Annotated in this window: 12 protein-coding genes and 2 pseudogenes; 6 read left to right on the forward strand and 8 right to left on the reverse strand. The window is 64.3% G+C overall.

From position 1 onward, the window contains the following. Positions 1–206, forward strand: a pseudogene (locus tag EN804_RS19855) (5-aminolevulinate synthase); the annotation flags it as partial. A 242-nt stretch (positions 207–448) separates the two neighbouring features. Here EN804_RS19855 and EN804_RS19865 read toward each other — a convergent pair. Next, on the reverse strand, positions 449–1,615 hold the full coding sequence (locus EN804_RS19865) for a pyridoxal phosphate-dependent aminotransferase (RefSeq protein ID WP_127870800.1): 1,167 nt from the start codon (positions 1,613–1,615) through the stop codon (positions 449–451). 109 nt (positions 1,616–1,724) lie between these two features. Beyond that, entirely contained in the window at positions 1,725–2,147 is a 423-nt protein-coding gene (gene mscL / locus EN804_RS19870; protein ID WP_127279505.1) for a large conductance mechanosensitive channel protein MscL, read from the reverse strand. Between the two features lie 248 nt (positions 2,148–2,395). Here mscL and EN804_RS19875 point away from each other — a divergent pair, with 248 nt between their 5' ends. Then, entirely contained in the window at positions 2,396–5,926 is a 3,531-nt protein-coding gene (locus EN804_RS19875; RefSeq protein ID WP_135920971.1) for a PAS domain-containing hybrid sensor histidine kinase/response regulator, read from the forward strand. A 140-nt stretch (positions 5,927–6,066) separates the two neighbouring features. Here the strand turns inward: EN804_RS19875 and EN804_RS19880 are convergent, their stop codons facing one another. After that, positions 6,067–6,981 carry a LysR family transcriptional regulator gene (locus tag EN804_RS19880; RefSeq protein WP_167531467.1) on the reverse strand — a complete coding sequence of 305 codons (915 nt, stop codon included), beginning with the start codon at positions 6,979–6,981 and terminating at the stop codon, positions 6,067–6,069. A gap of 133 nt (positions 6,982–7,114) precedes the next feature. Here EN804_RS19880 and EN804_RS19885 point away from each other — a divergent pair. Continuing rightward, positions 7,115–8,618, forward strand: a pseudogene (locus EN804_RS19885) (MFS transporter). A 17-nt stretch (positions 8,619–8,635) separates the two neighbouring features. Here the strand turns inward: EN804_RS19885 and EN804_RS19890 are convergent. Both EN804_RS19890 and EN804_RS19895 read right to left on the reverse strand, forming a co-directional pair. Continuing rightward, positions 8,636–9,295, reverse strand: coding sequence for a response regulator transcription factor (locus tag EN804_RS19890; protein ID WP_127870796.1), 660 nt, complete (start codon positions 9,293–9,295; stop codon positions 8,636–8,638). A gap of 121 nt (positions 9,296–9,416) precedes the next feature. Next, positions 9,417–9,845, reverse strand: a complete 429-nt coding sequence (locus tag EN804_RS19895; RefSeq protein WP_135882831.1) for a hypothetical protein — start codon at positions 9,843–9,845, stop codon at positions 9,417–9,419. A 107-nt stretch (positions 9,846–9,952) separates the two neighbouring features. Between EN804_RS19895 and EN804_RS19900 the strand changes: the two genes are divergently transcribed. Continuing rightward, entirely contained in the window at positions 9,953–10,303 is a 351-nt protein-coding gene (locus EN804_RS19900; RefSeq protein WP_135920973.1) for a DUF952 domain-containing protein, read from the forward strand. Then, positions 10,300–11,379 carry a quinone-dependent dihydroorotate dehydrogenase gene (locus EN804_RS19905; RefSeq protein WP_135920975.1) on the forward strand — a complete coding sequence of 360 codons (1,080 nt, stop codon included), beginning with the start codon at positions 10,300–10,302 and terminating at the stop codon, positions 11,377–11,379. Before EN804_RS19900 ends, EN804_RS19905 begins: the two co-directional genes overlap by 4 nt. Here the strand turns inward: EN804_RS19905 and EN804_RS19910 are convergent. Beyond that, positions 11,372–12,712 carry an MATE family efflux transporter gene (locus EN804_RS19910; RefSeq protein ID WP_135920978.1) on the reverse strand — a complete coding sequence of 447 codons (1,341 nt, stop codon included), beginning with the start codon at positions 12,710–12,712 and terminating at the stop codon, positions 11,372–11,374. The two genes, EN804_RS19905 and EN804_RS19910, sit on opposite strands and share 8 nt — an antisense overlap. Before the next feature lie 132 nt (positions 12,713–12,844). Between EN804_RS19910 and EN804_RS19915 the strand changes: the two genes are divergently transcribed. After that, positions 12,845–13,747: a histone deacetylase gene (locus EN804_RS19915; RefSeq protein ID WP_135920981.1), complete on the forward strand. Its 903-nt coding sequence runs from the start codon at positions 12,845–12,847 to the stop codon at positions 13,745–13,747. Positions 13,748–13,750: 3 nt separating this feature from the next. Here EN804_RS19915 and EN804_RS19920 read toward each other — a convergent pair whose 3' ends face one another. Both EN804_RS19920 and EN804_RS19925 read right to left on the reverse strand, forming a co-directional pair. Next, positions 13,751–14,014: a DUF6460 domain-containing protein gene (locus EN804_RS19920; RefSeq protein WP_135920983.1), complete on the reverse strand. Its 264-nt coding sequence runs from the start codon at positions 14,012–14,014 to the stop codon at positions 13,751–13,753. A 96-nt stretch (positions 14,015–14,110) separates the two neighbouring features. Further along, positions 14,111–14,944, reverse strand: a complete 834-nt coding sequence (locus EN804_RS19925) for a galactosyltransferase Lgt5 (protein ID WP_135920985.1) — start codon at positions 14,942–14,944, stop codon at positions 14,111–14,113. Positions 14,945–14,947: the final 3 nt, after the last annotated feature.

The following is a 14,947-nucleotide window of genomic DNA, read 5'->3' on the forward strand; positions in this document are numbered from 1 at the left end:
TCAACTACCCGACCGTGCCGCGCGGCACCGAGCGGCTGCGCATCACGCCGACGCCCTTCCATTCCGATGCGCTGATCGCCGAACTTCAGGACGCGCTGGTCGAGACCTGGGACGCGCTCGGCATCCCGTATGGTTCGGCGGGGCGGCCGGCCGTCGCGAAAAGCGACCGGATCATTCCGCTGCTGGTGCCCAAGTCGGGCGGGTGAAGGCGAGCTTTGTCACCCTCTCGCCGTCATTAGAACCGCAGCGCTGCCCCTCATTGTCCCGCCGGACATTTCTCCCCGTATAGTGACGGGGAGAAAGAGGCTGTCGCGGAGAGTTTCGCCAATCGCAAGCGTTGCAGAACAGGCGCCGGCGTTGCGGCCAGCCTTCTTCTCCTCGTCACTATACGGGGAGAAGGTGCCGGCAGGCGGATGAGGGGCGACGCTAACCTATAAAGCAAGCAGCCTCAAACCGTCTTCATCCAGCCCGCCAGCCTGTGGGCCGCTTCCTCGAGCTGGTCCAGCCTCCGGTGGAAGCACAGCCTCAAAAACGCTTCGCCACCCGGGCCGAAGGCGGTGCCGGGTGCCAGGCCGACATTGGCCTTGTCGACGATGTCGAAGGCAGCGCTGCGTGAATCGGTGATCCCGTCGACCGTGAAGAACAGGTAGAAGGCGCCCTGCGGCACGGTGAACCGCGCCTTGCCGGTTTCGCCGAGAATGCCGCAGACCAGGTCGCGGGCCTTTCTCGCCCGCTCCACCTGTTCGGCGACGAAGGCATCGCCCTCGTCGAGCGCCGCGATCGCGCCGCGCTGCATGAACTGGGCGACGCCCGAGTTGGAATACTGGATCAGGTTCTCGAACACCTGCTGCAGGCTTGGATGCGTCTTGACCCAGCCGACCCGCCAGCCGGTCATCGCCCAGTTCTTGGAGAAACTGTTGACGAACAGGATGCGGTCTTCCGCCTCCGCGATGTCGAGGAAGGACGGCGCGCGGCCGTGACCATAGTGAAACAGCGAATAGATCTCGTCGGCGATGATCCACAGGCCCTTGGCGCGAGCGAGATCGAGGATCGCTCGCAAGGTCTCATGGTCGGCGGTCCAGCCGGTCGGATTGGACGGCGTGTTGATGAACAGCGCCTTCGTGCGCGGTGTGACCGCCGCCGCGATCTTCTCGACGTCGCATGACCAGCCATTTCCGGAATGGTCGAGCGTGACCGGCACCGGCACGGCCCCCGCGATCGCGGCGGCGGCGTCGAAATTCGGCCAGGCGGGCGACAGATAGATCACTTCATCGCCGGCGCCCGCAAGCGCGTCGAGCGCCAGCTGGATGGCATGCATGCCGGAGCCGGTGACGATGAATTGCTCCTCGGGGAAGGTCTTGCCGAAGTGCCTGGCGTAGTAACGCGCCAGCGCCTGCCTCAGATCGGGAATGCCCCTCTGCCAGGTGTAGAACGTCTCGCCGCCGGCCAGCGCCTTCGACGCGGCATCGGTGATGAAGGACGGCGTCGGCAGGTCGCCCTCGCCGGCCCAGAGCGGGATCAGGCCTTCGCGCAATCTGCCGTAGTTGACGACGGCGACGATACCGCTTTCAGGCGCGGCCAGGGCCTCGGGGCGCAGGGTCTGGATCAGGGTCATTGGGCAGGTCCGTTGTCTCGGGCGTTCGTAAGGGCTGCTTACCAGATACGAAAACAGAAAACCCCGGCCGCGAACGACCGGGGTTTTGGTCCAGAAGAACCGTATCCGTCTATCGCCTGGCCAGCAAATCGCGGATTTCGGTCAGAAGCTGTACATCGGCGGGGGGCGGCGCGGCCGCCGGCGCCGGCTTTTCTTTTTCCAGGCGCCTGCGCATGTTGTTCACGGCCTTGACCATGAGGAAGATGATGAAGGCGAGGATGATGAAATTCAGCACCACGGTGATGAAGCTGCCATAGGCGAAAACAGCCCCTTGCTTCTTGGCGTCCGCCAGCGAGGTGGCGTTGACGGCCGAGGAAAGCCCAAAGAAGTAGTTGTTGAAGTCCAAACCGCCAAAAATCGCGCCGACAATCGGCATGATGATGTCGTTGACCAGGGAATCGACGATCTTGGAAAAGGCAGCGCCGATGATGACGCCGACGGCCAAGTCCATCACGTTACCCTTGGAAATGAATTCCTGGAATTCTTTCAGCATTCGACCCTCCTTGTCATGGCGGGCCGCACAGCCGTCCCATCCCTGCGGCACCGACCCGGCGACACCATAACAAAAACCTTGGGTTGCACCATCGGCTAAAAGAAGAAAGCAACCGCTTTCTCCTTACCCCGGGGCGGCCGCGGAAATCATGGCCCGCATGCGCCGAAAGCCGTGATGGACTTGGCGCCCAAGCTGTGATTGCGTCTGACCGGCCAGGTTAAAATCGGCACAGGGAGGATCTTGCCGGCGTGCAGGGCTTGTTCATCGTCATCATTGCGATCGCCTATGTGACGCTGCTGTTCGCCATCGCCAGCCTGGGCGACCGCCGCTCGATGATGTCTGGACCCGGCCGCGCGCGGCCCTTCATCTATGCGCTCAGCCTTGCCATTTACTGCACGTCCTGGACCTTCTTCGGCTCGGTCGGCCTTTCCTCGGAACGCGGCCTCGAATTCCTCGGCATCTATACCGGCCCGGTGCTGGTGTTCGTGTTCGGCTTTCCATTGCTCAACCGCATCGTGCGGCTGGCCAAGACCGAGAAGATCACCTCGGTCGCCGACTTCCTCGGCGCGCGCTACGGCAAGAGCTTCACCGTGGCCGCCATCGCCACGCTGATCGCCACCATCGGCGCCGTGCCCTATATAGCCCTGCAACTGAAGGCGATCTCGGGATCGGTCAGCCTGATGGTCGAGCATTATACGGGCTCGCCGCCCTCCTTCGATCCCTTCGTCAGCGACATCTCGCTGGTCGTCGCCATGCTGCTTGCGCTGTTTGCGGTCCTGTTCGGCACACGCCATGCCGACGCCACCGAACACCAGGACGGGCTGGTGCTGGCGGTGGCGGTCGAGACGGTGGTCAAGCTCGCCGCTTTCCTGGCCATCGGCCTGATGGTCACCTTCCTGATCTTCGGCGGCCCCGGCGACATGTTCGACCGGCTGGCGCAGAATGGCCAGGTACGGCAGGCAATGGGCTATTCGACGTCGCTCGCCACCTGGCTGGTGCTGACCTGCCTGAGCGGCTTCGCCATCATCCTCTTGCCGCGGCAGTTCTACGTCACCATCGTCGAGAACCGCAGCGAGGCGGAACTGCGCACCGCGACATGGGTGTTCCCGCTCTACCTAGTGGCGATCAACCTGTTCGTGCTGCCGATCGCCTTTGCCGGCCTGACGCTGGTCGGGACAAGGACGAGCAGCGACCTTTACGTGCTGTCACTGCCGCTGTTCAGCGGCCACGATTTCCTGGCCATGGCCGCTTTCATCGGCGGCCTGTCGGCGGCAACCGCCATGGTCATCGTCGAGAGCGTGGCGCTGTCGATCATGATCTCCAACGACCTGATCATCCCGCTGTTCGTGCGCCGGCTGCTGCGGACGACCACTTCCGAAAACGAGGACTGGTCGACGCTTATCCTCAATGTACGGCGTGGAGCGATCTTCATCCTTTTGTTCATCGCCTTTCTCTACTATCGCGAGAGCACCAACAGCGCCCGGCTGTCCTCGATCGGCCTGATGTCCTTCGCGGCGATCGCGCAATTCGCGCCGGCGCTGGTCGGCGGGCTGATCTGGCGCGGCGCCAACGGCCGCGGCGCGGCGCTCGGCATGGTCGCCGGCATCCTGGTCTGGGGCTACACGCTGCTGGTGCCGTCGCTCGTCCCACCCGATACCGGCATCATCGTGCATGGACTGTTCGGCTTCGAGGCGCTGCGGCCACAGGCGCTGTTCGGCACCGTCGCCGAACCGCTGAACCATGGCGTGCTGTGGAGCCTGTCAATCAACGCGCTGTTCTTCGTCTTCGGCTCGCTGTCGCGCGCGTCGGTGCCGCTGGAGCGCATCCAGGCATCGATCTTCGTGCCGCGCGAAGCCGGCCCGATGCCAAGCCTGCGCCGCTTCCGCACGGCCATCACCGTCAACGACCTCAAGGATACCATCGCACGCTATCTCGGCGTCGAACGCACGGAACGCTCCTTTCAATCCTTCGAGAAGAGCAACGGCACCTCGCTGCACGGCAACGAGCAGGCGAGCATGGACGTCATCCGCTTTTCCGAGCAGCTTTTGGCCAGCGCCGTCGGCTCCTCCTCGGCGCGGCTGATCCTGTCGCTGCTGTTTCGCCGCCACGACCGCGAATCCCGCGACGCCTTCCGCCTGCTCGACGACGCCACGGAAGCGCTGCAGCACAATCGCGACCTGCTGCAGATCGCGCTCGACCAGATGGAGCAAGGCATCACCGTCTTCGACCGCGATTTCCGGCTGATCTGCTGGAACAGGCAATACCGGGCGCTGTTCGACCTGCCCGACGAGATGGGCCAGGTCGGCGTTTCGCTCGACCAGATCCTTCGCCATCTCGCCGAGCGCGGCGACATCCCCGCCGACCAGCGCGTGGCGATGCTCAACCGGCTGACCAGCTTCGTCAGCCCCTGGCAGATGGAGCTGAAGACCAGCGGCCGTATCCTCGAGCTGCGCTCCAACCCGATGCCCGATGGCGGCATCGTTGCCACCTATGCCGACATCTCCGGACGCGTCGAGCAGGACCTCGCGCTGAAGCGCGCCAATGAATCGCTGGAACAGCGCGTCAAGACCCGCACCATCGAGCTGACCAGGGTCAACGAGGAATTGACCCGGGTCAACGAGGAATTGACCCGGGTCAACGAGGAACTGGCGCAGGCACAGATGCTCGCCGAGGAGGCCAATCTCGGCAAGACGCGCTTCCTTGCCGCCGCCGGTCACGACATCCTGCAGCCCTTGAATGCCGCCCGGCTCTATTGTTCCTCGCTGATCGAGAAGGCCGGCAAGGGTCCGGCCGGCAAGGCGGCCATCAACATCGAATCCTCGCTGGAATCGGTCGAGACCATTCTGGGCGCCGTGCTCGACATTTCGCGCCTCGATGCCGGCGCGATGAAACCGGACGACACCGCCTTCAGCCTTGATGGCCTGCTGCGCCAGATCGGCAATGATTTTCGGCCACTGGCCGCGGAGAAAAAGCTTGGCCTGACGATCATGCCGTCGTCGCGGACGGTGACGACGGACCGTAACCTGTTGCGCCGCCTGATCCAGAATCTTGTCTCCAACGCCATCAAATACACCCGCCAGGGCCACATCCTGGTCGGTGTGCGGCGGCGTGGCGAATTGGCGGAGATCCAGGTCATCGACACCGGCATCGGCATTGCCGGCGACAAGCTGAACACTGTCTTTCATGAATTCACCCGGCTGGACGAAGGCGCCCGCGAAGCCGAAGGTCTTGGCCTCGGCCTCTCCATCGTCGACCGCATCGCCAGGGTATTGCGGCTCGAGATTCGCATCTTCTCCAACCCGGGCAAGGGCACGCGCTTTTCCGTCATCCTGCCGGTGACAGCCGCGCAGGAGTCGCGACGCGAGGTCGAGACCCGGGCGCCGGCCCGCGCGGCGGCTTCGCTGTCGGGGCTGCATGTGCTGTGCATCGACAATGACATCCGTATCCTCGAAGGCATGCGGCTGCTGCTGGAAGGCTGGGGCTGCAACGTCGCCACGGCGACCGGCTCGGGGGATCTGGACAAGGTCGCGGTCCAACGTCCGGACATCGTGCTTGCCGACTACCATCTCGACCGTGAAACCGGTCTCGACGTTATCATCAAGCTGAGGGCGACGCACGGTGACGACCTGCCGGCCGTGCTGGTCACGGCCGACCGCTCCAACGAGGTGCGGGCAGCCGCGGCGGGCCTCGACATCCCGATGATCAACAAACCGCTGAAGCCGGCGGTGCTGCGGTCGATGATGGCCAGGTTCAGGCCGATGGTGCGGGCGGCGGAGTGACGCCGGAGCTGTCGGTGCGGCTCGGCTGAACGCTCCGGCATGAACGGCGACCGGATCAGCATGCTGCTCATCGAGCGGCCGTAGGCGTTAACGTCAGACAACGCGCAATCCGGCCATCATCGCTGAAACGGGCACGGGACTTACGCGTCGGACAGATTGTCGGCCCCTTGCGAGTTGCGGAAACGGGGCCGCGTGGCGGTGACCGTTGCCGGCGGGCGATGCTCGCGAAAGGCCATGGCCAGCGTGCGCAGCGCCTCGCGCGACTTGATGTCCGAAAGCGTCGAAAGCAGCACGATCTCGGATGCCGGCAGCGGCGGCAGGCCGAATTTCCGGCTCACCTCGATCGTTCCGGGCGGCGCCAGTCGGCAGGAAAAGACCGATGTTGCGAGGCCGGCCGTGACAGCCTCGGCCACCGCAAACGAGCCGCAGCCAAGGAACACTTCCGTCCAAGGAATTCCGACCGTGTCGAGCGCGCCGGTCGCGATGTTGCGGATGCCGCAGGATGGCGAGGATGCGGCCAGGTGCAGCGGCTCGCCGGCCCGGTGGACGAAACCCGGAGCGGCGTACCAGCCGAAATGCTCCGGCGCCAGCACCTCGCCGTCGCGACGGTCGTCCTCACGGCGGATGATCGCCGCATCGAGCTCGCCGCGGTCGAACGCGTCGAGCAGATCGCGCGAATCATCGAGCCGAACCTCGATGGTGAGGGCAGGATCATGCGCGCTGAGCCGCGCCAGCAAGGTCGGAACCTCGGCGCCGCCGACATGGGTGGCGATGCCGAGCCTGAAGCGACGGCGGACAGCGGTCAGGCTCGCGACGGCGCGGTCGTGCGCGGCAAGGAAATCGCGCGCCGGCTCCAGGAATATTTCGCCTCGCGTGGAAAGTCGGACCAGCCGGGGCGTCCGCTCGATCAGTCTCTGGCCAAGCCGGTCCTCAAGCCGCTTCAGCCTGACGCTGACCGCGCCTTGCGTGCTGCCGAGTGCTTCGGCGGCACGCGTGAAGCTGCGGAGATCCGCAACGGTGACGAACGCCTTCACCGCTTCTACGTCCAGCGTCATGTCAGCTATCTCGCTTTGTTGTCACTGAAATAGCCAACCATGCAATTTTCAAATGATCAAGCCTGCCCTAACTGTGCAGTGCATGGCAGGCGGTCAGCAGATCGCCGTGCCCGGGAATTCGAAAGGTTTGACCATGGCTGTCCTCACCCGCCGAGGCATCGTCGTCCTGTTTGCCGCTTGCCTGGCATGCCTGATGTTCGGGCTGGAGATTTCAAGCGTTCCCGCCATCCTGCCGACGCTGGAAGAAGTGCTGCACGCGGACTTCAGGCAATTGCAGTGGGTGATGAACGCCTACACGATCGCGGTCACCACCGTGCTGATGGCGGTCGGCACCATCGCCGACCGTTACGGGCGCAAGCGCGTCTTCCTGGTCTCCATCGCCGCCTTCGGCCTGACGTCGCTGATCTGCGGCCTGGCGGACGACGTATCCACCTTGATCGTCGCCCGGTTTCTGCAGGGCCTGAGCGGCGGCGCGATGCTGATTTGCCAGCTCGCCGTTCTGTCGCACGAATTCAGGGAAGGCCGCGAGCGCGCGGTGGCCTGGGGCTGGTGGGGCGTCATCTTCGGTGTCGGTCTCGGCTTCGGGCCCATCGTCGGTGGCGGCATCGTCGCGATCTCGAGCTGGGAATGGGTCTTCCTCATCCATGTGCCGGCAACAGTCGTGGCGTTTGTGCTGGCATTGACCGGCGTCCATGAATCGAAAGATCCACAGGCGGGCAAGCTCGACCTGGCGGGCATCGTGACGCTGTCGCCGTCGGTCTTTTGCCTCGTTTTCTACATCACGCAAGGACCGGATCTCGGTTTCGCCAGTCCGACGGCGTTGGTGATCCTCGGTGTCTCGATGGCGAGCTTCATCGCCTTCCTCATCGCCGAAAGGATCAGCAAGCGGCCGATGTTTGATTTCTCGGTCTTCCGGATCCGGCCGTTTTCCGGCGCCATCGTCGGCTCGGCGGCGATGAACCTCTCCTACTGGCCTTTCATGATCTACCTACCGATCTGGTTCCATGCCGGGCTCGGCTATGACAGCCTTTCCACCGGCCTTGCCTTGCTCGCCTACACATTGCCGACGCTCATGATGCCGCCCTTGGCGGAGCGGCTTTCGCTGCGCTACCAGCCTGGCGTCGTCATCCCGGCGGGGCTCGCCGTCATCGGCGTCGGGTTCATCGCGATGAAGTTCGGCAGCGCGGCCGCCGAGGCCAGCTGGCTGACGATGCTGCCCGGCTGCCTGATCGCCGGGACCGGCCTCGGGATCACCAACACGCCCGTCACCAACACGACGACGGGTTCGGTTTCGAGCAACCGCGCCGGCATGGCGTCGGGGATCGACATGAGCGCCCGCATGGTTTCGCTGGCGCTGAACATAGCGGTGATGGGCTTCATCCTTGCAAGCGGCGTGCTGACACATCTCAGCCGAGCGCTGCCCGACCTCGATGCCGCCCAACTGCGTCTCGCCGCCGAAGGGATCGCCGCCGGAAATCCCTGGTCTACCCGATCCGGTCGTCCGAGACGCGCTGCGAAATGGCTTTGGCTGGGTGATGCTCTATGGCGGCATCGGCGTCTGGATCATGGCCGCCGTCAGTTTCATGGTCTTCAGCGTCCGGCCGGTGCGGCGAGCCGAAGTTGAGTGTTCCGATTGAGCCGAGGACGCCGGCGCTCAGCCCGCCGGCTGCAGGGGGTCGCTGCCGATCTTGGACAGCAGGATCACCGCCTGGGTGCGGCTGTCGACGCCGAGCTTCTGCAATATGGCCGAGACATGCGCCTTGATCGTGGCCTCGGAGACGCCGAGCTCATAGGCGATCTGCTTGTTGAGCAGACCCTCGGCCAGCATGCCCAGCACGCGGGTCTGCTGCGGCGTCAGCGCCTGTAGCCGTTTGATCAGGTCCGATATTTCGGGATCGCGTTCGACGCCGAGATCGACGCCGACGGGTGCCGCGATATCGCCCGCAAGCACCGACTGCACCGCGCCGCGGATTTCCTCCATACTGGCCGACTTGGAGATGAAACCGGAAGCGCCGAGATCGAGCGCGCGTCGGATGGTCGCCGGATCGTCATGCGCCGACACCACGACCAGCGGCACCGCCGGATGAATGCCGCGCAGCGAGATCAGGCCGGAGAGGCCGCTGGCGCCAGGCATCGAAAGGTCGAGCAGCACCAGATCGACATCTTCATTGGCCACGACCAGCGCCTTGGCACTCTCGAAATCGCCGGCCTCGTGAATGGCGGTGACGTTGCCGATGCCGGCGAGCGCCTCGCGCAGGGCGCCGCGAAACAGCGGATGATCGTCGGCGATGACGAAAGAATAGCCTGACGGCAAATGTCCCTCCCCGAATCCCCGATTTACTGCTTTTTGCGGGATCAGTCGGACGATTATGAGGGGCAGCGCGCTGTTTTCAAGCGGCAAAGCCAACGCGCCGCGTTTTCCTTGTCTCTGGCGCTCAGGTCTTCTGCGAGTTGAGCTGGGCGCCGCTATCCTTGTCCATATCCTTGACGATGCCCATGAAGCCCTTCAGGAAGCGCTCCATGTAGCTCATCGTCTTGTTGAAATCCTCCTCGCTCGGCAATTTCGATTCGAGGCGGGCCGAGAGCGAGTTCTCCAGCCTGGTGACGCGCTCGTCCATTGCCTTCATCGAGGCCTGTAAGCGATCGACCTCATCCTGGTAAGCGGCGCGTTCGTCGGCCGCCATCTTGCAGACGAGCTGGCCCGAACGCTCTTCGCAGATCGACATCGCGCCGGTCTGGGTATCCATGCGAATATAGCCGGTGGCCGACTTTTCCAGCCGGTAGCGGTCGGTTTCTTCCGAATAAGCTGAAGCCGCGACCAGTGAAACGAGCGCGGCGGGGATCAAGATGTGCTGCAGACGCATGTCGTCCTCCATGGCCAAAGCCTGAAATATCGCATCTTTGCGCCGGAAATGGGGAAGACCCTTGGCCTGGCCTTCCCCGCACGACTGGTTCGGATTATAGCGCAACCATGTCACAGATTATCTACAAGATAACTCCGCAAGCGTCTTGGCGCGAGGCCGAAGCCAATGGCCGCTTCACGGGAGCGCCAATCGACATCGCCGACGGCTTCATCCATTTCTCGACGGCAGAGCAGGCCGGGGAAACCGCGGCAAAGCATTTTTCTGGCCAGACCGACCTTCTGCTGGTCGCCGTCGACGACACCAGCCTGGGTGATGCGCTGAAATACGAGGTCTCGCGCGGCGGCGCGCTGTTTCCGCATCTCTATGGCGTGCTCGACCCGAAGGCGGTGCTGTGGGTCAAGCCGCTGCCGCTCGGTGCCGACGGTAGCCACCAGTTCCCGGCCCTGGAGGAGCAATGAGCGTGCTCGACCGGATCGGCCAGAAGCTGCTGTTCACCTTCGATCCGGAAACCGCGCACGGCCTGTCGATCGCGGCATTGCGCTGCGGCCTGCCGGTCGGCGCGCGAACGGTACGCGATACAAGGCTGCAGATCAGCCTTTGCCGGCTCGATTTCCCCAATCCGCTTGGCATGGCGGCCGGCTATGACAAGAACGCCGAGGTGCCCGACGCGCTGCTTGGGCTGGGCTTCGGCTTCGCCGAGGTCGGCACCGTCACCCCGCTGCCGCAGGCCGGCAATCCGAAGCCGCGCATCTTTCGGCTGACATCGGATGAAGCCGTCATCAACCGGCTGGGCTTCAACAATGAGGGTCATGCTGCGGCCGAAAAACGCCTTGCCGCGCGCAAGGGGCGCGGCGGCATCGTCGGCGTCAACATCGGTGCCAACAAGGACAGCACCGACCGCGTCGGCGACTATGAGCGCGGCGTCGCCCGCTTCGCTGCCTATGCCAGCTATCTCACCGTCAACATTTCCTCGCCCAACACGCCAGGGCTGCGCACCATGCAGGCTCGCGAACAGCTCGGCGAGCTTTTGTCCCGCGTCATGGCCGCGCGTGCCACAGCAATCGCGCGGCCGCCGGTCTTCCTCAAGATCGCGCCGGATCTGGTCGAGGCCGAACTGGAGGATATCGCCGCCGAGGTCATCGAAAAGCGGATCGATGGCATCATCGTTTCCAACACCACGATTTCCCGGCCGGCGCTGCGCAGCGGCAATGCCGCGCGGGAGACCGGCGGGCTTTCAGGAACGCCGCTGTTCGAGCGCTCGACCATCGTGCTGGCGAAGATGCGCAGGCTCGCCGGGCCGGACATGGCCATCATCGGTGTCGGCGGCGTCAACTCGGCGGAGACGGCACTGGAGAAGATCCGCGCCGGCGCCGATCTCGTCCAGCTCTACACCGGCATGATCTATGGCGGACCCGCGCTGCCAGGCCGGATCGTTGCCGGGATGGCGCGCTTTGCCGAGACCGAGAAACTCAGGTCGATGCGCGAGTTGCGCGACAGTCATGTCGATCGATGGGCGTCGAAGCCGCTCAGCTGAACGCGGTTTGTATCCGCAGCCGCAGAATTGTCAGCAGGCTCAATCCCCGCACCAGCAGGAAGACGTGCAGGGCCGCCCACAGACCGGCATTGCCGAAGGCGGGAGCCAGCGTGATCAGCGCGGCGGCAAAGACGAGAAATGACAACAGCATCATGTTGCGCATGTCGCGCGACCATGTCGCGCCAATGAAGACCCCATCCATCTGGAAGGCGAGCACGCCGCTCAGCGCGGTGAACGCCGCCCACGGCAGATACACATCGGCCACCGCGCGGACCTCCTGCGATGTCGTCACGACAGCGACCAGATTGGCACCCGCCAGCAACAGCACCAATGTCGCGCCGCCGGCCAAGCCGAAGCCCCAGAACAGGGTCAGACGGACCGCCTGCCGGAAGGGTTGCGCCGCCCGCGCGCCGATGGCGCGGCCGGCGAGCTGTTCGGCGGCGGTAGCAAAACCATCGAGGAAATAGCCGGCGACAAGAAAGAAATTCATCAGCACCGCATTGGCGGCGAGCGTCACCGTGCCGAACTCAGCGCCCTGGCGGGTGAACAGCGCGAAGGCGGCAAGCAGCGAGAACGAGCGGATCATGATGTCGCGGTTGAGCGACAGCATGTGCCGGAAGGCGCACATGTCGAGCAGGCGGTGGCGAGGTAAGGGCGGGCTGGATCGGAACCGCCGCACCACGATCGCAAGACCAAGCAGCATGGCGAGGAATTCGCCGGTGACGGTTGCCCAGGCGACGCCGAAAACGCCCCAGCCAAGTTCCAGGCCGAGCAGGAAGCAGAGGGCGATGTTGATGCCGTTGAGCACCAGTTGCAGGACAAGCCCGAGCCCGCCCTCGCCGCGGCCCAGCACGTAACCGAGGACGGCGTAGTTGATCAGCGAGAAGGGCGCGGCGAGCAGCCTGATCCTGACATAGACACCCATCGCCTCGCTGACGCGTGGCCCGGCGTCCATGAACCACTGGGCGCCAACGGCGATGAGCGGCGAAAGCGCTGCCAGCACGACGCCGGCAACGACCGCGATCAGCACTGCGCGCCAGAACACCGCCTGTTCCTCGAGGGCGTCGCCACGCCCGAAGGCCTGGGCGACGAGGCCGGTGGTGCCCGAACGCAGAAAATTGAAGGTGGTGAAGACGACGTCGAAAGCCAGCGCGCCGGCCGCCAGGCCGCCAAGCAGGGCGGCATCACCGAACTGGCCGACGACAGCCGTATCGACCAGGCCGAGCAGCGGCGTCGTCAGATAGGCGAGCGTCATCGGCACGGCGATGGCAAGCACCGAGCGGTTGGTGACGGAAAAGGCTCTGGCGTCGGCTGGGATGGCACCGTTGTCCAAAGGATTGCTGCCTTGCTGATTGCGGCTTGATCGGGGAACCGATGTGCCCCATTTTTTGGCCACCGCGCAATCGTCCTTCCGCGACGGCCAACCGAAATCCCGCTCTGGCGTGAAACCATCCGACCCCAGTCGATGCCCCTGCAGATCGTCCACCACCCCGACTACGACGCCGGCTTTGCCACCAACCATCGCTTTCCGATGAGCAAATATCCGCTGCTGATGGAGGCCTTGCGGGCACGCGGCCTGATCAGCCCCGGGGCGCTCAACACAGCCGAACCCGCGCCCGCGTCATGGCTCGGGCTCGCCCACGCGGCGGACTATGTAGACCAGGTCATCCGCTGCGCCGTGCCTGAAAAAATCGAGCGGGAGATCGGTTTTCCGGTCGGCCCGCGCGTCTCGCTGCGCGCACAGCTTGCCGCCGGCGGCACGGTGGCGGCGGCGCGGCTTGCCTTGCGCCACGGCATCGCCTGCAACACCGCCGGCGGCAGCCATCATGCGCGGCGCGCGCAAGGCGCCGGCTTCTGCACCTTCAACGATGTCGCCGTCGCCTCGCTGGTTCTGCTTGAAGAGGGCGCCGCACACAACATCCTGGTGGTCGACCTCGACGTGCATCAGGGCGACGGCACGGCGGACGTTCTGAGCGATGAGCCGCGCGCCTTCACCTTTTCCATGCATGGTGAGCGCAATTACCCCGTCCGCAAGATCGCCTCGGACCTCGACGTCGCGCTGCCCGACGGCACGGGCGACGCCGCCTATGTCGAAAGGCTGGCCGCGATCCTGCCGGAGCTCTCGGCCAGAGCGCGTTGGGACATCGTCTTCTACAATGCCGGCGTCGACGTCCATGCCGAGGACCGGCTCGGCAGGCTGGCACTTTCCGACAACGGCCTGCGCGCGCGCGACGAGATGGTCATCGGCCATTTTCGGGCACTCGGCATTCCTGTCTGCGGTGTCATCGGCGGCGGCTATTCCACCGATGTGCCGGCACTTGCCGCGCGCCACGCCATCCTGTTCGAGGTGGCATCGGGTTATGCCTGAAAGTCATTTCCGATAGTTGGCGATCCTGAGCAGGATGAAGGCCGGCACGACGATCGCGGCGCCGAGCAGGATGTAGCCGAGGAAGCGGTCGATGGCATGGAAGCCGAGATTCCAAATGTCGATGAAGAATTTCTGGATGCCGTAGAACACGTCCATCGGCGACCAGCCGAAGGCGTTCATGACCAGGCCGACGAGAAAGGATACCACCAGCAGCTTCAGGACAACCCTGAGCGGCGAGTCGCCGAGAAAGCGCGTCAGTGTGGTCAAGGCCGTCTCCCGATTGAGATGCCCGGACTCATGGGCACGGCCAAGAGATACGTGCTTGGCGGCCATCCAGCAAGCCGGCACGAGCCAGGACCGTTGCTAGCGTCCGGCTGCCGTGGAAAGCCAGCAGCGCTCAAGCATCTGCCCCAGAGGCGAGCCCTGTGGAACGGTGCGGCCAATCATCCACTGGCGGAGCGTATGGTCGAACAGATGAATGCACAGCGTACGCGGAGTGCCGATATCCGAAAGCGAAAGGTCCGGATCGAGCAGCATTGCGACCTGATGGTGACTAAGCGGATAGAAGACGTCGATGGGAACCGCGTGACCGATGTCGCCGGTTCTGCTGGCGAAATAGGTGAGCGCCTCGGGGCCCAGCCTGCCCCAGCTATAGTTGGAAATGTGGATCGGCAGGCCGATGAACTTGCGCAACCTGTAGCGCATCAGCCTGGAGCGGTTGAGCCAGGGCACGATGTAATACGGATCTTCCGCGAATTTCAGCATCTCAAGCAGTGTCTGGCTGCCGGCCGGCAATTTCAGCACGGCGCCGTTAAGTTGGTCGCTGGACTGGTAACCAAGGATATAGTCCTGTTTCGGGATGGGCTTGAGACAAAACACGTCGCAATCGACGTACGGGCCGAGCCCTGCTTCCAGGATCTTCAAGCGGTAGAGATTGGAAAAGAGGGACGGACTTCCGTTCGACCTGTAGTAGACGATCCGCTCCCTTGGCATCAGTTTCGACGCGTCGACCGTTTCGACGCCGGGCGGAACATTGCGTGGGGTGTCGTAACAATGAAGATGCACCCGGTGGCCCGCCAGCACGAAGGAACGCAGGCACGCGGCATGCAGGTCGTCCAGGGATGCTCCGATCCAAACGGCATTGACGACAGGTTCGATGGCGCCATCCGGCGCTGCCTCCGGACGTTGCCTGTCCATGTC

Origin of the sequence: Mesorhizobium sp. M8A.F.Ca.ET.161.01.1.1 (assembly GCF_004792105.1) — a bacterium.
Taxonomy (GTDB): Bacteria; Pseudomonadota; Alphaproteobacteria; order Rhizobiales; family Rhizobiaceae; genus Mesorhizobium.

Excerpts from the sequence above, each read along its gene's own strand:
- EN804_RS19915 (WP_135920981.1), top strand. The coding sequence starts at position 12,845 with ATGCCCCTGCAGATCGTCCACCACCCCGACTACGACGCCGGCTTTGCC.
- mscL (WP_127279505.1), bottom strand. The coding sequence starts at position 2,147 with ATGCTGAAAGAATTCCAGGAATTCATTTCCAAGGGTAACGTGATGGAC.
- EN804_RS19880 (WP_167531467.1), bottom strand. The coding sequence starts at position 6,981 with ATGACGCTGGACGTAGAAGCGGTGAAGGCGTTCGTCACCGTTGCGGAT.
- EN804_RS19895 (WP_135882831.1), bottom strand. The coding sequence starts at position 9,845 with ATGCGTCTGCAGCACATCTTGATCCCCGCCGCGCTCGTTTCACTGGTC.
- EN804_RS19905 (WP_135920975.1), top strand. The coding sequence starts at position 10,300 with ATGAGCGTGCTCGACCGGATCGGCCAGAAGCTGCTGTTCACCTTCGAT.
- EN804_RS19900 (WP_135920973.1), top strand. The coding sequence starts at position 9,953 with ATGTCACAGATTATCTACAAGATAACTCCGCAAGCGTCTTGGCGCGAG.
- EN804_RS19865 (WP_127870800.1), bottom strand. The coding sequence starts at position 1,615 with ATGACCCTGATCCAGACCCTGCGCCCCGAGGCCCTGGCCGCGCCTGAA.
- EN804_RS19925 (WP_135920985.1), bottom strand. The coding sequence starts at position 14,944 with ATGGACAGGCAACGTCCGGAGGCAGCGCCGGATGGCGCCATCGAACCT.